The 16691-nt window shown below is 60.8% G+C and carries 13 protein-coding genes; 6 read left to right on the forward strand and 7 right to left on the reverse strand.

The window, feature by feature from the left end; genetic code table 11:
• The 4 genes from GIW48_RS01430 to lpxC all read left to right on the forward strand — a co-directional run bounded on the left by GIW48_RS01430 (window position 1) and on the right by lpxC (window position 4447).
• Window positions 1-870: a cell division protein FtsQ/DivIB gene (locus GIW48_RS01430; RefSeq protein WP_017138182.1), complete on the forward strand. Its 870-nt coding sequence runs from the start codon at window positions 1-3 to the stop codon at window positions 868-870.
• A 15-nt stretch (window positions 871-885) separates the two neighbouring features.
• Window positions 886-2151 carry a cell division protein FtsA gene (gene ftsA / locus GIW48_RS01435; protein WP_017138181.1) on the forward strand — a complete coding sequence of 422 codons (1266 nt, stop codon included), beginning with the start codon at window positions 886-888 and terminating at the stop codon, window positions 2149-2151.
• 66 nt (window positions 2152-2217) lie between these two features.
• Window positions 2218-3423 (forward strand): cell division protein FtsZ, encoded by a 1206-nt coding sequence (gene ftsZ / locus GIW48_RS01440; RefSeq protein ID WP_017138180.1) that lies wholly within the window; start codon window positions 2218-2220, stop codon window positions 3421-3423.
• Between the two features lie 112 nt (window positions 3424-3535).
• Window positions 3536-4447 carry a UDP-3-O-acyl-N-acetylglucosamine deacetylase gene (gene lpxC / locus GIW48_RS01445; protein ID WP_003171886.1) on the forward strand — a complete coding sequence of 304 codons (912 nt, stop codon included), beginning with the start codon at window positions 3536-3538 and terminating at the stop codon, window positions 4445-4447.
• 169 nt (window positions 4448-4616) lie between these two features.
• Here lpxC and GIW48_RS01450 read toward each other — a convergent pair whose 3' ends face one another.
• From GIW48_RS01450 to GIW48_RS01475, 6 genes are all read right to left on the reverse strand, one after another.
• Complete coding sequence (locus GIW48_RS01450) at window positions 4617-6107, reverse strand: diguanylate cyclase (protein ID WP_138454130.1); 1491 nt, start codon at window positions 6105-6107, stop codon at window positions 4617-4619.
• A 187-nt stretch (window positions 6108-6294) separates the two neighbouring features.
• Window positions 6295-7617, reverse strand: a complete 1323-nt coding sequence (locus GIW48_RS01455) for an OprD family porin (RefSeq protein WP_186616761.1) — start codon at window positions 7615-7617, stop codon at window positions 6295-6297.
• 432 nt (window positions 7618-8049) lie between these two features.
• Window positions 8050-9414 (reverse strand): heavy metal sensor histidine kinase, encoded by a 1365-nt coding sequence (locus tag GIW48_RS01460; protein ID WP_099548413.1) that lies wholly within the window; start codon window positions 9412-9414, stop codon window positions 8050-8052.
• Window positions 9404-10081, reverse strand: coding sequence for a heavy metal response regulator transcription factor (locus GIW48_RS01465; protein ID WP_236460321.1), 678 nt, complete (start codon window positions 10079-10081; stop codon window positions 9404-9406). The genes GIW48_RS01460 and GIW48_RS01465 overlap by 11 nt, the downstream gene beginning before the upstream one ends.
• 10 nt (window positions 10082-10091) lie before the next feature.
• Window positions 10092-13187 (reverse strand): multidrug efflux RND transporter permease subunit, encoded by a 3096-nt coding sequence (locus tag GIW48_RS01470; RefSeq protein WP_017138175.1) that lies wholly within the window; start codon window positions 13185-13187, stop codon window positions 10092-10094.
• Complete coding sequence (locus tag GIW48_RS01475; protein WP_017138174.1) at window positions 13184-14350, reverse strand: efflux RND transporter periplasmic adaptor subunit; 1167 nt, start codon at window positions 14348-14350, stop codon at window positions 13184-13186. The genes GIW48_RS01470 and GIW48_RS01475 overlap by 4 nt, the downstream gene beginning before the upstream one ends.
• 215 nt (window positions 14351-14565) lie before the next feature.
• On the opposite strand from GIW48_RS01475, the gene GIW48_RS01480 reads away from it, so the two are divergent.
• The gene (locus GIW48_RS01480; RefSeq protein WP_017138173.1) at window positions 14566-14799 is read left to right on the forward strand and encodes a hypothetical protein; all 234 of its coding nucleotides are present in this window, start codon (window positions 14566-14568) and stop codon (window positions 14797-14799) included.
• A 167-nt stretch (window positions 14800-14966) separates the two neighbouring features.
• Window positions 14967-15749 carry a transporter substrate-binding domain-containing protein gene (locus tag GIW48_RS01485; RefSeq protein WP_026013782.1) on the forward strand — a complete coding sequence of 261 codons (783 nt, stop codon included), beginning with the start codon at window positions 14967-14969 and terminating at the stop codon, window positions 15747-15749.
• A gap of 185 nt (window positions 15750-15934) precedes the next feature.
• Here the strand turns inward: GIW48_RS01485 and GIW48_RS01490 are convergent, their stop codons facing one another.
• Window positions 15935-16678 carry a YkgJ family cysteine cluster protein gene (locus GIW48_RS01490; RefSeq protein WP_017138171.1) on the reverse strand — a complete coding sequence of 248 codons (744 nt, stop codon included), beginning with the start codon at window positions 16676-16678 and terminating at the stop codon, window positions 15935-15937.
• Between the last annotated feature and the right edge of the window lie 13 nt (window positions 16679-16691).

The raw sequence follows: 16691 nt of genomic DNA on the forward strand, positions 1-16691 counted from the left end.
ATGAACGGCGCATCGCTTCGTCATCAGCAACCTCCAGTGCCCAGCCGCAAGCCGGTGCCTCGAGGTGCCAGCCGAATGGTGGCTAAAGAGCCGATGTCGGCGCGCCTGCCGAAAGCCAACTTTGGTTTTCTTAAAGCGCTGTTCTGGCCGGTGTTGCTGGTGGCGTTGGGCTTCGGTACTTACGAGGGCGCACAACGCCTGTTGCCGTATGCCGACCGGCCGATCACCAAGATCAGCGTGCAGGGCGACTTGAGCTACATCAGCCAGCAAGCGGTACAGCAGCGCATCGGCCCGTACCTGGCGGCGAGCTTCTTTACCATCGACCTGGCGGGTATGCGCGCAGAACTGGAACAGATGCCGTGGATCGCTCATGCCGAAGTCCGCCGTGTATGGCCGGACCAGGTGACGATCCGCCTGGAAGAACAACTGCCCGTGGCCCGTTGGGGCGATGGCGCACTGTTGAACAACCAGGGCCAGGCGTTCGCGCCGCGTGAGGTGGCCAACTATGAGCACCTGCCGCAGTTGTTCGGGCCACAGCGGGCGCAGCAGCAAGTGATGCAGCAGTACCAGGCGCTGAGCCAGATGCTGCGGCCACTGGGTTTCTCCATCGCACGCCTGGAATTGCGTGAGCGGGGCAGCTGGTTTTTGACCACCGGGGCAGGCAGTTCCGGCCCGGGCATCGAGTTGTTGCTGGGACGCGACCGCTTGGTGGAAAAGATGCGCCGCTTTATTGCCATCTACGACAAGACCTTGAAAGAACAGATTACGAACATTGCGAGCGTCGACCTGCGTTACGCCAACGGCCTGGCCGTCGGCTGGCGTGAACCAGCTGCGCCGACGACAGCCAAACCCGCTGTCGCGAAGAATTAAGAAGAGGCAGGACCCATGGCAAACGTGCAAAGCGGAAAAATGATCGTCGGTCTCGATATCGGCACCTCCAAGGTGGTGGCGCTGGTCGGCGAGGTCGGGGAAGACGGTGTGATCGAAATCGTCGGTATCGGCACGCATCCGTCCCGGGGCCTGAAGAAGGGCGTGGTGGTGAACATCGAGTCCACCGTGCAGTCGATCCAGCGCGCCATTGAAGAAGCGCAGCTGATGGCCGGTTGCCGGATTCACTCGGCGTTCGTCGGCGTGGCCGGCAACCATATCCGTAGCCTGAACTCCCACGGCATCGTGGCGATCCGTGATCGTGAAGTCAGCTCGGCCGACCTTGAACGCGTACTCGACGCCGCCCAGGCCGTGGCGATCCCGGCTGACCAGCGCGTGCTGCACACCTTGCCGCAGGACTACGTGATCGATAACCAGGAAGGCGTGCGTGAGCCGCTGGGCATGTCGGGCGTGCGCCTGGAAGCCAAGGTTCACGTGGTGACCTGTGCCGTCAACGCCGCACAGAACATTGAAAAATGCGTGCGCCGCTGCGGCCTGGAAATCGACGACATCATTCTTGAGCAGTTGGCCTCGGCCTACTCAGTACTCACCGACGACGAAAAAGAGCTGGGCGTGTGCCTGGTCGACATCGGCGGTGGCACCACCGACATCGCGATCTTCACCGAAGGTGCGATCCGTCACACCGCCGTGATCCCGATTGCGGGCGACCAGGTCACCAACGACATCGCCATGGCGCTGCGTACACCGACCCAGTACGCCGAAGAAATCAAGATCCGCTACGCCTGCGCCCTGGCCAAACTGGCCGGTGCCGGTGAAACCATCAAGGTGCCGAGCGTGGGCGACCGTCCACCGCGCGAACTGTCGCGCCAGGCCCTGGCCGAAGTGGTCGAACCACGCTACGACGAGCTGTTCACCCTGATCCAGGCTGAACTGCGCCGCAGCGGCTACGAAGATTTGATCCCGGCCGGCATCGTGCTGACCGGTGGCACCTCGAAGATGGAAGGCGCGGTCGAACTGGCCGAGGAAATCTTCCATATGCCAGTGCGCCTGGGCGTGCCCCATGGCGTCAAAGGCCTGGGCGACGTGGTGCGCAACCCGATTTATTCCACCGGCGTGGGCTTGCTGTTGTACGGGCTGCAAAAGCAGACCGACGGCATTTCCCTGTCGGGCCCGAGCATCCGTGACAGCTACCGTGGCGGCGACGATGAAGCCAAAGCGCCGTTGTTCGAGCGGTTGCAGGCTTGGGTAAAAGGCAATTTCTAAAGATTTACCGCAACACCGCAGTAAGTAGTAGGCGAAAAAACTAGAGAAAACGAAAGGAGAGGGAACATGTTCGAACTCGTAGACAACATCCCCGCAAGCCCGGTTATCAAAGTAATCGGTGTTGGCGGTGGCGGCGGCAACGCTGTCAATCACATGGTCAAGAGCAACATTGAAGGCGTTGAATTCATCTGCGCCAACACTGATGCCCAAGCGCTGAAAAGCATCGGCGCGCGGACCATCCTGCAATTGGGCACAGCCGTGACCAAGGGCCTCGGCGCTGGCGCCAACCCGGAAGTCGGCCGTCAAGCCGCGCTGGAAGACCGCGAGCGTATTGCTGAAGTGCTGCAAGGCACCAACATGGTGTTCATCACCACCGGCATGGGCGGCGGTACCGGTACCGGTGCTGCTCCGATCATTGCCGAAGTGGCCAAGGAAATGGGGATTTTGACCGTTGCTGTCGTGACGCGTCCGTTCCCGTTCGAAGGTCGCAAGCGTATGCAGATCGCCGACGAAGGTATCCGTCTGCTGTCTGAAAGCGTCGACTCGTTGATCACCATCCCCAACGAGAAGCTGCTGACCATCCTGGGCAAGGACGCAAGCCTGCTGTCCGCATTCGCCAAGGCTGACGATGTACTGGCCGGTGCCGTTCGCGGTATCTCCGACATCATCAAGCGCCCAGGCATGATCAACGTCGACTTTGCCGACGTGCGTACCGTGATGAGCGAAATGGGCATGGCGATGATGGGCACTGGCTGCGCCAGCGGTCCGAACCGTGCACGCGAAGCCACTGAAGCGGCGATCCGCAACCCATTGCTCGAAGACGTGAACCTGCAAGGTGCACGCGGCATCCTGGTGAACATCACCGCCGGCCCTGACCTGTCCCTGGGTGAGTACTCCGACGTGGGTAGCATCATCGAAGCCTTCGCTTCCGAGCACGCGATGGTCAAAGTCGGTACCGTTATCGACCCGGACATGCGCGACGAACTGCACGTGACCGTGGTTGCCACCGGCCTGGGCGCAAAAATCGAGAAGCCTGTAAAGGTCATCGACAATACCGTTCACACCGGCCACAACAGCCACGCCAGCCAGCAAGCTGCCGCTCCAGCGCCTGCGCGCCAGGAACTGCCGTCTGTGAACTATCGTGACCTGGACCGTCCGACCGTGATGCGCAACCAGGCTCAGGCCGGTGCTGCGGCGTCCCGTAGCCCGAATCCGCAAGATGACCTGGACTACCTGGACATCCCGGCATTCTTGCGTCGTCAGGCCGATTAATGGAATGTATCAGGGCTATGAAGGTGATTGGTGTTCAGCAAAGGTCTGGTCTGTTATTATCGCCAGCCTTTGTTGATACCAGTTCGCAATTTGCGCTGAAGCGGTCCAAGCCATGATTAAACAACGCACCCTGAAGAATATTATCCGTGCCACAGGTGTAGGTCTGCACTCCGGGGAGAAGGTATACCTGACCCTCAAGCCCGCACCTGTCGACACCGGCATCGTGTTTGTTCGTGCCGACCTGGACCCTGTGGTGCAGATTCCTGCTCGCGCGGAAAATGTTGGCGAAACCACGATGTCGACCACGTTGGTCAACGGTGACGTCAAAGTGGACACGGTGGAGCACTTGCTCTCGGCCATGGCTGGCCTGGGCATCGATAACGCCTACGTCGAGCTCTCCGCGTCCGAAGTCCCCATCATGGATGGCAGCGCTGGACCCTTCGTATTCTTGATTCAATCTGCCGGCCTGGAAGAACAGGACGCAGCCAAGAAGTTCATTCGCATTCTGCGGGAAGTGACAGTAGAAGACGGCGACAAGCGCGCCACCTTCGTCCCGTTCGAAGGCTTTAAAGTGAGCTTTGAGATCGATTTCGATCACCCGGTATTCCGTGACCGCACCCAAAGTGCAAGCGTGGATTTTTCCAGCACTTCGTTCGTAAAAGAAGTCAGCCGCGCCCGTACCTTTGGTTTCATGAGTGACATCGAGTACCTGCGCAAGCACAACCTCGCACTCGGCGGCAGCGTTGAAAACGCCATTGTGGTCGACGCGGATGGTGTACTGAACGAAGACGGCCTTCGCTATGAAGACGAATTCGTGAAGCACAAGATCCTCGATGCAATCGGTGACCTCTACCTGCTGGGCAATAGCCTGATAGGCGAGTTCAAAGGCTTCAAGTCGGGCCACGCCCTTAACAACCAGCTGCTGCGCAAGTTGATTGAGCAGACAGACGCTTGGGAAGTCGTGACCTTCGAAGATGCCAGCACCGCACCGATCTCTTACATGCGTCCCGTTGCGGCGGTGTAAGTAACAACTCTCTTTCTTTAGTTTTGAAAGGCCACCTTCGGGTGGCCTTTTTTTTATGCCGATCGTTCCCACGCTCCGCGTGGGAATGCAGCCCTGGACGCTCCGCGTCCCGAAGCCTGACGCAGAGCGTCAGAAGAGGCATTCCCACGCGGAGCGTGGGAACGATCACCTAGCGGGCCGCAGCCTCCACAATGCGGTTGCGCCCGGTGTGCTTGGCCTCATACAGCGCCTGATCAGCATTGAGCAGCAAGTCCTCAAGTGCCATGCGGCTGCGCTTTTGCCAGGTGCTCATGCCGATACTCACTGTAATAGGCCCGTCGGCACCGGCCACCCGTGGCAAATGCTCGACGCTGCTGCGGATATGTTCGGCAATCAACCAGGCACCCTTGGCGTCGGTATGTGGCAGCACCACTGCAAACTCTTCGCCACCGTAGCGCGCTGCCAGGTCAGCCGGGCGGCGGATGTTGTCTTCGATCACTTGGGCAACCGCGCGCAATGCTTCATCGCCGCCGTGATGGCCATGCAGGTCGTTGAAGGCCTTGAAGTGATCCACGTCGATCATCAGCAGGCTCAGCGGCTCGGTTGAGCGTTGTGCGCGGTCCCATTCCAGGCGCAGGCGCTGGTCCAGGGTACGGCGGTTGGCAAGGCCGGTGAGGGCGTCGGTGGCTGCCAGTTCTGACAGCACTTGTTCGGCACGATGACGGCGACGCAGCTCCTTGCTCAGCATCCAGGTCAGCCACAGCAGGCCGATGCACAACACGCCCGTTGCCATGCTGACCAGCCACGCGGCACGCCGCCATGGGGCAAAGATTTCATCGCTGGACAACGCCACTGCGACAATTAAAGGCAAGCTGCCCACATTCGAAAAACTATAGAGCCGTGGCTGGTTGTCGACGCTGGAGACGCCCCGAAAGCTGCCGTCGCGTTCACGCAGCATGCGCGCGACATTGGGCCGCTGGCTCAAGTCCTTGTCGATCATGTCCACTTCCAGCAGCGGTTGTTGCGCCAGCAGGATGCCTTGGTGGTTGATCAGGTTGATGGTGCCGTTGCTTCCGATGTTCAGGCCGCTGAACAACTGTTGGAAGTACGACAGGCGCATCGAGGCCACCGCCACGCCCAGGAAGCGCCCGTCCGGCGATGACACGCGGCGGCTGAATGCGATGCGCCACTGGTCATCACACACGCAACGGGCCAGGAATGGGCGGCTGATATACAGCCCCAGGTCGGGGTTTTTGCGGTGTGCCTGAAAATAATCGCGATCAGCGAAGTTGCCGGTCTTGGGGGTGAGCAGCGAGGAGTCGGCGATCACTTCACCACTGGGGTCCAGCAACAGAATGTCGCCCTTGAAGGGTGCAGCGGCAGAGCGATCGAACAGCACCAGATGGCGGATACTGGCGGACACACCCTGCAGGTCGCTGCGTTCGGTGGCGGCGATCAGGCCCTTGAGGGCCATGTCATAGAGTTCGACGTTACGCAGCACATCGGCGTCGATCAGTTGGGTGATGTTATTGGCGGTGCGCTTGGCGGTCTGCAAGGTGTTGGCATGTTCGCGAATCAGCAGCGCGGTGACGATCGCCACGATCACAAAGACCGTGAGGCAACTGCCCAGGATCAGCAAGCGTTCCGGGCGAGGGGTGGGTCGGTAGAGACTTGGGCTCATCGGGCGTACTTCTGCTTCGAGGATGCCAATAGCGTAGTAGGCAATCGCAGGTTTGGTGGGAGCTGGCTTGCCAGCGATGCAGACACCTCGGTACATCTATAACACCGCAGCGATGCTATCGCAGGCAAGCCAGCTCCCATACAAGCCAGCTCCCACATCAGCTATTCATCGTCTGGCAGATTTATGCCTAAAACACGTTGATCGGGTAATCCACAATCACGCGGTATTCATCCACATCCCGGTCCACCGCCGAGTAGCCATTGCCACCGCGGTTGGTTGCCCATTGCAGGCGCACGGCCAGGTCCTTGGCTTTGCCGCCTTGCACCACGTACTTCACGTCGATGTCGCGTTCCCAGTGCTTGGCGTCTTTGCCGTCGGCGCTGTACCAGGCGCTGTAGCCGCGGCTGTTTGGGTCGACCTTGGTCAGGTCGGTCTTGCCGCTGATATACGACACGGCGGACGTCAGCCCGGGCATGCCGAGACCTGCAAAGTCGTAGGCGTACTTGAGCTTCCACGAGCGCTCGTTGGGGCCGTTGAAGTCCGAGTATTGCTGGGAATTGTCCAGGTACACGCTGTCGCCCTGGGTGATGTAGTCGAACGGCGTGTTGCCGTTGACCCGCTGGTACGCGGCAGTGACGCTGTGGTGACCAACACCTACGGTGAAATGCAGGCTGTAAGTGTTGTTGTCGATGCTGCCGAGCAACGACTGGCCGGTGTCCTGGGTGTGGTAGTAGTGCAGGCCTGGGTTGAGGCTGACAAGATCGTTCAGCGCGTAGGTGTAGTCCAGGTCGTAGTAGTACTGGTGCCATACATCCTTGAGTTCGGAGGCGTACAGGTTGCTGGTCAGGCCCGGGACGCCGCTGAAGGACACACCGGCCCAGTTCAGGTGTTGGCTGTCGGCGTTGGCGGGCAGGGTGCCGTAGCTGGTGCCGATGCGTCGGTGGCCGCTCTGGTTGTAGAGTTTGGTAAAGCTGGCCTGGCCGCCTTCGAACATCCAGCCGTCGAAGCTGTGGTTGGCCAGGCTCACACCCCGGAACGTCTGCGGCAACATGCGGGTCATGCCGCCGGCGATCACCGGGTTGTTGAGGAACAGGTCGCCGGCTTTGAGTTCGGTGTCGAAGGCACGCATTTTCAAAGTGCCGCCCGCGGTGGAGAACGAGCCAGGCGCTTTGCCGTTGCCGCTGCCGTAAGGGAGGATGCTGGAACCGTCAGTGCCACCGCCGCCGTCGAGCTTGAGGCCGAGCATGGCATTGAGGTCCAGGCCAAAGCCGACGGTGCCTTGGGTGTAGCCGGATTCGAATGTGCCGATGAAACCCTGGCCCCATTCTTTGCTGTCATCGGTGTGAGTGTCGCGGCGGTCGCGGTTCATGTAGTAGTTGCGGGTGTTGATCTTCAGGCTTGAGCCTTCGACGAAACCGTCAGCGGGGGTCGAGTCTGCCGCGTGGGCAAGGGGGACGATCGTTGCTGCAATCGCGAGGAATAACGGGGTGAACGTCAGCGAGTTCTTCACCGGTTTAGCTCCTTTGGTCAATCGAAAACGGCCAATGTCGTGGGGGTGTGCCTGGCCTTTTTTTACGGCAAAAAAAAGCCGCTGAAGTCAGCGGCTTTAAACAGATTCCCAGTGTAGAGCCCTGGAAATAAGTCGAGGGAAATTCGGGTGAGCGGGAAGCTGCCTTGCCGTCGCGCTCATCGGTGCGTCAAAGTAACGCAGGTGAGCGGTGCGATATAGAGTGTAACAAGATAATGACTGTTGCCCAAACCGCAACAGTCAGACCTTTGAGATCCAGTGGGGAAGCTGGCTATGTGGGATCTGGCTTGTGTGGGAGCTGGCTTGCCTACGGTGCAGACACCTCGGTACATCTGCATCACCGCAGCGATGCTATCGCAGGCAAGCCAGCTCCCACACAAGCCCGCCCACACTGGATCGATGTGTTCTGGTGAGTCAGACCGGCAAGGTAATGCCAAAAGTATTGCCACCGCCCTCACTGCGCACAAACACATCACCGCCGTGCATCAATGCAATCGCCTTGACGATCGCCAGCCCCAGCCCATGATTTGCGCCGCTGTTACTGCGCGACGCGTCCACCCGGTAGAAGCGTTCAAACAAGCGCGGCAAATGCTCACGGGCGATCTCATCGCCGGGGTTGGTCACCCCGATCGCCACCCACTGCTCCTGCACCTCAATGCTCACTTCGATAATCTGCCCCGGCGCAGTGTGCTGCACCGCATTGCTCAGCAGGTTGATCAGCGCGCGGCGCAGGTGGGCTTTTTCGATGTGCACCAAGGCATCTCCGTGTACGCGCACTTTGACTTGGGCGTCTTCGAGGATGAAGTCCAGGTAGTCGAGGGTGGTGGCGACTTCATCGGCCAGGGAGCTTTCGATCAGTTTGGTGGCCTTGCTGCCCTGGTCGGCGCTGGCCAGGAACAGCATGTCATTAATGATCGAACGCAGGCGTTCCAGCTCTTCGAGGTTCGATTGCAGCACCTCGAAGTAATGCTCGGCCGAACGACCACGGGTGAGCGCCACTTGGGTCTGGCCGATCAGGTTGGTCAGCGGCGAGCGCAGTTCGTGGGCCACATCGGCATTGAACGACTCCAGGCGCGAATACGCCTGTTCCACCCGATCCAGCGTGGAGTTGAACGAGTTGACGAACTGGCTCAGCTCCGGCGGCAAGGGCGACAACTGCAGGCGCCCGGAGAGTTTGGGCGGTGCGAGTTTTTGCGCTTCATCCGAAAGTTTGCCCAGCGGCTTGAGGCCGATACGCGAGACCCAAAAACCCAACAGTGCAGCCAGCGCCACACCGACACAGGCCAGGCCGATCAAGGCCATCAACAGATGGTGCTGAGTGGCGCGGAAATTCTCGGTGTCGATGGCGATCATAAAACGCAGCGGTGGGCGTTGATCCTTGGCCGCGAACTGGCTGAGCAACACCTTGAACGGGTATTCATGCCCAGGCAGGCGCAAGTCGCGTTTGCCGGTCGGCCCTTGGGCGAATGCGCGGATCTGCGCGTCGGGGTTGCCGTATTCGTAGCTCGGGTCGCTGCTCACCACCCAGAAGCGAATGCGCGGGTCTTCTTCGCCGAGCAACTTCAACTTGGCGGTGATTTTTGCCCAGTGGTCCGGTGTGCCGAAGCGGTTTACCGAGGATTCCAGCACGCTGTAGCGCGCATCCAGTTCGGCGCCCGGCAACAAGCCCAGGCCGCGATCCACTTGCTGGTACAGCGCGCCGCCGATCAACACAAAAATCAGCAGCGCCACCAAGGTGAACATGCCGCTCAGGCGCAGGGCGATGGAGTTAGCCGACACTTCTGCTCTCCAGCACATAACCCATGCCACGAATGGTGTGCAGCAACTTGTGTTCGAACGGCCCGTCGAGCTTGGCGCGCAGGCGCTTGATCGCCACTTCCACCACATTGGCGTCGCTGTCGAAATTGATGTCCCAGACCATTTCCGCAATCGCGGTCTTGGACAGGATTTCACCCTGGCGCCGTGCCAATACGCTGAGCAGCGAGAACTCTTTGGCGGTCAGGTCCAGGCGCAGGCCGTTGCGGCTGGCCTTGCGGCTGATCAGGTCGATCCACAGGTCGGCCACGGTGACTTGCACCGGCTCATGCCCGCCGCTGCGGCGGGTCAGCGCTTGCAGGCGCGCCACCAGTTCGAGGAACGAAAACGGTTTGCCCAAATAATCATCGGCGCCTTCACGCAAGCCACGGATGCGGTCTTCCACACGCTCGCGAGCGGTGAGCATGATCACCGGCGTCTGCTTGCGTGCCCGCAGTGCGCGCAACACCCCAAAGCCGTCGAGGCCGGGCAGCATCACGTCGAGTACGATCACCGCGTAATCGTTCTCCAGCGCCAGGTGCAAGCCCTCGATGCCTTCGCGCGCCACATCGACGGTGTAGCCTTGCTCCGTCAGGCCGCGGTGCAGGTAGTCCGCGGTTTTCTCTTCATCTTCAATAATCAGGACGCGCATGACCCCGCCTTTAGTGTGTGGTCGCCAGCGCCAGCGCTGGTTTGGGCCTGTGGAAAAACTTCTCAAGGTACAAGTATATGACCGGTGTGGTGAACAGCGTCAGCGCCTGGCTCACCAACAGGCCGCCGACCACCGCGATCCCCAGCGGCTGGCGCAGTTCGGCGCCTGGCCCGGAGCCCAGCATCAACGGCACGGCGCCGAGCAGGGCGGCGAGGGTGGTCATGATGATTGGCCGGAACCGGGTGACGCAGGCTTCATAAATCGCCTCCTCAGGTGGCAGCCCGCGCACGCGCTGGGCCTCCAGGGCAAAGTCGATCATCAGGATGCCGTTTTTCTTGACGATACCGATCAGCAGCACCAGCCCGATCAAGGCCATGATCGAAAAGTCCTGGCCCAGCAACCACAGCATGATCAACGCGCCCAAGCCCGCCGAGGGCAAGGTGGAGATGATCGTCAGCGGGTGCACGAAGCTCTCATACAGCACGCCCAAAATAATATAGACCGCCACCAGCGCCGCCAGGATCAGCCACGGTTGGCTGGCCAAAGAGCTTTGGAACGCCTGGGCCGCACCCTGGAAGGTGCCGATCAGGGTGGTCGGCATGCCGATTTCGTTTTTGGCCTGGTTGAGCATGATCACCGCATCACCCAATGCCACGCCGGGTGCCAGGTTGAACGACAGGTTGGCCGCCGGGAACATGCCGTCATGGCTGATGGACAACGGCCCCACGCTGGGTGGGTCGACCTTGGCCAGTGCCGACAGCGGCACCATCTCGTTGGTCAACGGTGAGCGCAGGTAAAAGTAGTTCAGGCTTTCGGCCTTGCCGCGCTGTTGAGTGTCGAGTTCCAGCACCACCTGGTACTGGTTGATCTCGGTCTGGAACTCGTTGATCTGGCGCTGGCCGAACGCGTCATACAGCGCCTGGTCGACATCGGTAGCGGTGAGGCCAAAGCGCGCCGCCGCCTGGCGGTCGATGCTGATGTGAGTGATGCTGCCGCCCAGTTGCAAGTCGTTGGACAGGTCGCGAAAGGCCGGGTTGGCGCGCAGTTTTTCGGTCAGGCGTTGGGTCCAGGTATTGAGCGTCGCGCCGTCGTTGCTCTTGAGCACATATTGATACTGGGCGCGGCTTGGGCCGGAACTCAAGTTGATGTCCTGGCCGGCGCGCAGGTACAAGACGATGCCCGGCACCTTGGCCAGTTTGGGGCGGATGCGGTCAATGAACTGGCTGGCGGATACATCGCGATCACCGCGGTCTTTCAAGGCGATCCAGAAACGGCCGTTGGCGATGGTCTGGTTGCTGCCGGTCACGCCCACCGAGTGGGAAAACGCGGCCACTGCCGGGTCGTCCTTGACGATCTCGGCCAGCGCCTTGTGCTTGGCGACCATGTCCGGGTACGACACGTCGGCCGCCGCTTCGCTGGTGCCGAGTACAAAGCCGGTGTCCTGCACCGGGAAGAAACCCTTGGGGATAAACACGTAGCCGACCACGGCCAACGCCAGGGTCAGCATAAAGATCGCTGCCATGCTGCGTTGATGCGCCAGCGCACGGCGCAGGTTGCGTGCGTAGCCGGCGAGCAGGCGCTCGCTGAAGCCCGGTTTGTCATGGGCATGATGAGTCGGCGCGCGCATGAACAGCGCGGCCAGGGTCGGCGCCAAAGTCAGCGAAACCACCACCGAAATCAGGATGGTCGAGGTGGCCGTCAGCGCAAACTCCTTGAACAGCCGCCCGACCACACCGCCCATGAACAACAGCGGAATAAACGCTGCCACCAGCGAGAAGCTGATGGACACCACGGTAAAGCCGATCTCGCCCGAGCCCTTGATTGCCGCCTCGCGTTTATCCAGGCCCGCCTCCAGGTGACGGTGAATGTTCTCCACCACCACGATGGCATCGTCGACCACAAAGCCCACGGCGATCACGATCGCCACCAGCGTCAGGTTATTCAAGCTGAAGCCGAGCACATACATCAGCGCGAAACTGGCGATCAGCGACACGCCGAGTACGCTGGACACAATCAGCGTCGCCGACAATTGGCGCAGGAACAGCGCCATCACCGCCACCACCAGCAGGATGGCGATCAGCAGGGTTACTTCCACTTCATGCAAGGACGCGCGGATGGTCTTGGTGCGGTCGGTCAACACGCTGACCTGCACCGAGGCGGGCAGCATGCCTTCCAGGCGCGGCAGTTCGGCTTGAATGCGGTCCACGGTCTCGACAATGTTGGCGCCGGGCTGGCGCGAAATCACCAGGTTGACCCCGGGCGTGTCACCGGACCAGGCCTGCACGTAGGCGTTTTCCGAACCGTTGATGACTTTGGCGACATCACGCAGCTGCACCGGCGCGCCGTTCTTGTAGGAAACGATCAGTTGGCCGTATTCCTCGGGGTGAAACAGCTGGTCGTTGGTCGATATCGTCGACACGCTGTTCTTGCCGTAAATCGCACCTTTGGCCAGGTTCAGGCTGGACTGCTGGATGGCCAGGCGCACATCGGCGAGGGTCAGGCCGATGGCCGCGAGTTTGTCCGGTGAAGCCTGTACGCGAATCGCCGGGCGTTGCTGCCCGGTGATATTGATCTGGCCAACGCCGTCAATCTGGCTGATCTGCCGCGCCAGCAAGGTTTCTACATAGTCGCTCAGCTCGGTGCTGGGCATGCTGTCGGAGCTGACGCTGAGAATCAGCACCGGGCTGTCGGCCGGGTTGACCTTCTTCCAGGTCGGCAGGCTCGGCATGTCGCTGGGCAGCTTGCCGGAGGCGGTGTTGATCGCCGCCTGCACTTCCTGCGCGGCGGTGTCGATGCTTTTGTTCAGGGTGAATTGCAGGGTCAGCAGGCTTGAGCCCAAGGCGCTGCTGGAGGTCATCTGGGTCATGCCGGGGATGGCGCTGAATTGCACCTCCAAGGGCGTGGCCACGGATGAGGCCATGGTGTCCGGGCTGGCGCCGGGCAAGGTGGCGGTGACTTGGATGGTCGGGAACTCCGCTTCCGGCAGCGGCGCCACAGCCAGGCGCGGGAAGGCAATCAGCCCCAGCAACACCAGCGCAAAGGTCAGCAACAGGGTGGCAACCGGATGGTCGACGCACCAGGCGGACGGGGAACGGCTGCCGCTCATGGTTGCACCTTGGTCTGGGCGGTCTGGATCACTTGTGGTGGCTCTTTGAGCACCTCGATTTGCGCACCGGCCTTGAGCCGCGACTGGCCGTCGCTGACCAGCACATCACCGGCTTGCACGCCCTTGATGATGGTCACGTCGCTGTCCTGATACGCCACCTGCACCGGCACAACCTCAACCTTGTCACCGTTGACGCGGTACACAAAATGCGCGTCGAGCCCACGTTGCACCACGGTCGGTGGCACCACCAGCGCGTTCTTGTCGAGGGCGGTCTGGATCTTGATAGTCACCAGTTGCCCCGGCCACAGACGCTGCGAAGCGTTGTTGAATTCAGCCTTGGCGCGCAGGGTGCCGGTGGTGGAGCTGATCTGGTTGTCGATCAGGCTCAAGTGGCCTTCGCCGAGCAGGTCGCCGGTCTGGCCGTCGGTGTCGGCGCCCATGTAGGCATCGACGCTGGCTTGGGTGGGCGCGGCGATCAAGCCTTGCAGGGTCGGCAACATTTGTTGCGGCAACGAGAACTCCACGGCGATCGGGTCGATTTGCGTCACTGAGAACAAGCCTTGGGTATCACTCATGCGCAGGAAGTTGCCTTCATCCACGGTGCGAATGCCGACACGGCCAGTCACCGGCGAGCGAATCTGGGTGTAGGAAAGCTGTACCAGGGCCGAATCAATGGCGGCCTGATTACCTTGCGCCGTGGCCTTGAGCTGGTTGACCAGGGCTTGCTGCTGGTCATAGGTCTGCTTGGATACGCCGTCGTCGACGCTCAGCTCTTTGTAGCGCTTGAGGTTCACCAACGCCACTTGCAACTGCGCCTGGCTTTCGCCCAACTGCGCCTTGGCCTGATCAAGGCTGGCGCGGATCGAGCGGTCATCGATGGTCGCCAGCAGGTCACCGGCCTTGACCAATTGGCCCTCCTTGACCAGCAGCTTGGTGAGGATGCCGTCGATTTGCGGGCGGATCACCACGCTGTGCAGCGACAGCACCGAGCCGATACCGCTGACAAATCGAGGAATGTCCTGCTGTGTGACGCTCACCACTCGCACCGGGATAGCGGTGGACACCGCCAGTTTGGTTTTCGCCGGTCGGTTGAAGGCCCAGGCTGCAACTGCCACGACCACCAGGGCAGCCACGATCAGGGCGGTTTTTCGTTGAATGTGCATGGGGTGGGGCGCCGGGGCAAAGGGTTGGGAGGGTGATCGTTCTTTATAGCCCGCCAACCCGGTCAGCACGGTGACTGCTAACTGACAGCGCTGTCAGTAAAGTCCGACCATTCGTACCGGCGGTGGTTAAAGATCCAAGGCGCGCAGGTATACTGCGCGCCAGCGTGGCCCGCAAGCCGGCCACCGCCTCATTTTCTGCACGCCCCGGAGCTTCCATGACTTCCCCGACACAACCCCCTGTTGACGCGGCCGACCTCGTCGATCCGGCCGACGCTCAAAGCGTTGAAAAAGCCGAGATCCCGGCGTTCAAGTTTCCGTTCAAGCCGGGTGAACTGGCTGGGGCCAAAAACGCCGCCCAGCCTTGGTACAAGAATGGCGCCAAGAACGGCCACACCAAGTCGCCAGGCATGGCGCCGCCGGGCACTCGCCGCTCGATGGGTAAACGCTGAGAATAGAACGACCAGCGTTTTATCAGGTGCGGACTACAACACCTGCTGATATTTCCGATTGAAGACCCGCGACCGTTTCTAGAAAGCTTGCACAGCCTTGATTCCATCCCGACCGTTCAGATCGGGCGGGTGGCCAAGGCTGGTCTTTCTGGAAAAGGATGTTTCCCGTGGCTCTGATACCCCTGTGTGCAGCACTTGCCCTTTTGCTGTCGATCGACGCCGTGGCCGACGATGATCAACCCCGGCGCGAAATCCGCTTCGCTGTTGCCGCGCAGTTTCCGCCCTTTCAGAGTCGTAGCCCGCAAGGTCAATTGGTGGGCTTGAACATCGACTTGGGCAACGCCTTGTGTACACAGTTGAATGTGCGCTGCACCTGGGTCGACCAGGTGTTTGTCGAAGACTTCCCGGCCCTCGAAGCCCGGCAGTTCGATGCGATCATGGGCATTGCCGCCACCTCGGGGCGGCGGCGGTGGGTGGGGTTCACCGATAATCTCTACCCTTTTACCACGCGTTTGGTGGCCCGTAAGGCGTCCGGCCTGTTACCCGACACACGCTCGCTCAAGGGTAAGCGTGTCGGTGTGCTGCTGGGCAGCAATCGCGAAGCCTTTGCGCGGTCGCAGTGGGCACCGGCGGGCGTCATCATCAAAAGTTTCTGGCTCAATGACGAACTGGCCCGCAGTCTGGTAGCCGGCAAGATTGATGCGACGCTGCAAGGCACTGTGGAAATTCGCAGTGCACTGCTCGACACCCCGGTTGGCCAGGATTTCGACTTCATGGGGCCGCCCTTGTCCGGTGAACTCTTAGGCAACGGCATTGCCATTGCTGTGCGCAAGTTTGACTCCACTTTGCGCAACGACCTCAATCACGCGCTTGAGCAACTGATGCACAACGGTGAATACCAGCGGATTCTGGCGCCTTATCACTTGGATGAGCCGCCCTCCACTCAATGATGGCCAATTAATTGCGGCACGTGAGCAGGCCCCGTGTTTTGCAAGCCATGGCCAACAGGCAGCCATACCCGTTCAACTGTGGGAGCTGGCTTGCCTGCGATGGCATCACTTCGGTGTACCTGGTGTGCCGAGTTGCCCGCATCGCAGGCAAGCCAGCTCCCACATCCACACTGGCCGCATCGAGCCTAAGCCGCCCTCAACGAGATAAACGCATAGTTGGCCGGCACCTCAGTGGCAATCTGCGCCCCCGCATCCAGCACCTGCTCGGCGATGTCCATGCCGGAGACGTGAAACACCCACTCATTAGCCACCGATGGTTGCTCAATCGCCAACTCAATCGCCTGCGCAAAGGCAGCCATATCCGGCAAATACGCGGTAAACCCATCGCCCTTGAGCGCCGTGGTACGAATACCCAGCAAGGCGCACACGGCCTCCTTGGTCTGCACATCGTCACGGTCGGCCTGGCGTGAGCGGCGGATCAGCTCAGCCAGTTCTGCATCCATCAACTCACCGCCGACGATCAGCGCCGGCCCCTGTTCCCAGGATTCTGGCGGGCAATCCTTGGCGGCGGGGTTCAATGGGATATGCGGGTTGATTTCCATCGGGTAGATGCGACACACCAGTGGGCGACGCTCATAGATGCCACAACGGTTGTCTTCGTCAAGATTGCGGCAACGCCCGGCGTTGTAGGCGGCAAAGGTGATTGCCACAAACGCCTCGGTATTGCCGCTCGGCACTACCACTGAACGGCGTTCGGCATGCTCGCGTTGTTGCACCGGCAAGCCCAGGCCGGTGCCAAGAAAGCCCTCCACCAGCACGATGACGTTACCGCCGTCAGCCGCCCAACTGCGGGCTTCTTCGAGGGTCAGGGGAACGTGATGGTCGCTGCAGCATTTGCCGCAACCCACGCAGGAAAAGTGAGTATTCATGGAGGATCTGTCA

Source organism: Pseudomonas sp. PA-6-3C (assembly GCF_021605825.1).
GTDB classification, from domain to species: Bacteria; Pseudomonadota; Gammaproteobacteria; order Pseudomonadales; family Pseudomonadaceae; genus Aquipseudomonas; species Aquipseudomonas edaphica.

What these genes read in the sequence shown, in the direction of transcription:
- GIW48_RS01430 (WP_017138182.1), top strand. Translation starts at nt 1, where the DNA reads ATGAACGGCGCATCGCTTCGTCATCAGCAACCTCCAGTGCCCAGCCGC.
- ftsA (WP_017138181.1), top strand. Translation starts at nt 886, where the DNA reads ATGGCAAACGTGCAAAGCGGAAAAATGATCGTCGGTCTCGATATCGGC.
- ftsZ (WP_017138180.1), top strand. Translation starts at nt 2,218, where the DNA reads ATGTTCGAACTCGTAGACAACATCCCCGCAAGCCCGGTTATCAAAGTA.
- lpxC (WP_003171886.1), top strand. Translation starts at nt 3,536, where the DNA reads ATGATTAAACAACGCACCCTGAAGAATATTATCCGTGCCACAGGTGTA.
- GIW48_RS01450 (WP_138454130.1), bottom strand. Translation starts at nt 6,107, where the DNA reads ATGAGCCCAAGTCTCTACCGACCCACCCCTCGCCCGGAACGCTTGCTG.
- GIW48_RS01465 (WP_236460321.1), bottom strand. Translation starts at nt 10,081, where the DNA reads ATGCGCGTCCTGATTATTGAAGATGAAGAGAAAACCGCGGACTACCTG.
- GIW48_RS01470 (WP_017138175.1), bottom strand. Translation starts at nt 13,187, where the DNA reads ATGAGCGGCAGCCGTTCCCCGTCCGCCTGGTGCGTCGACCATCCGGTT.
- GIW48_RS01475 (WP_017138174.1), bottom strand. Translation starts at nt 14,350, where the DNA reads ATGCACATTCAACGAAAAACCGCCCTGATCGTGGCTGCCCTGGTGGTC.
- GIW48_RS01480 (WP_017138173.1), top strand. Translation starts at nt 14,566, where the DNA reads ATGACTTCCCCGACACAACCCCCTGTTGACGCGGCCGACCTCGTCGAT.
- GIW48_RS01490 (WP_017138171.1), bottom strand. Translation starts at nt 16,678, where the DNA reads ATGAATACTCACTTTTCCTGCGTGGGTTGCGGCAAATGCTGCAGCGAC.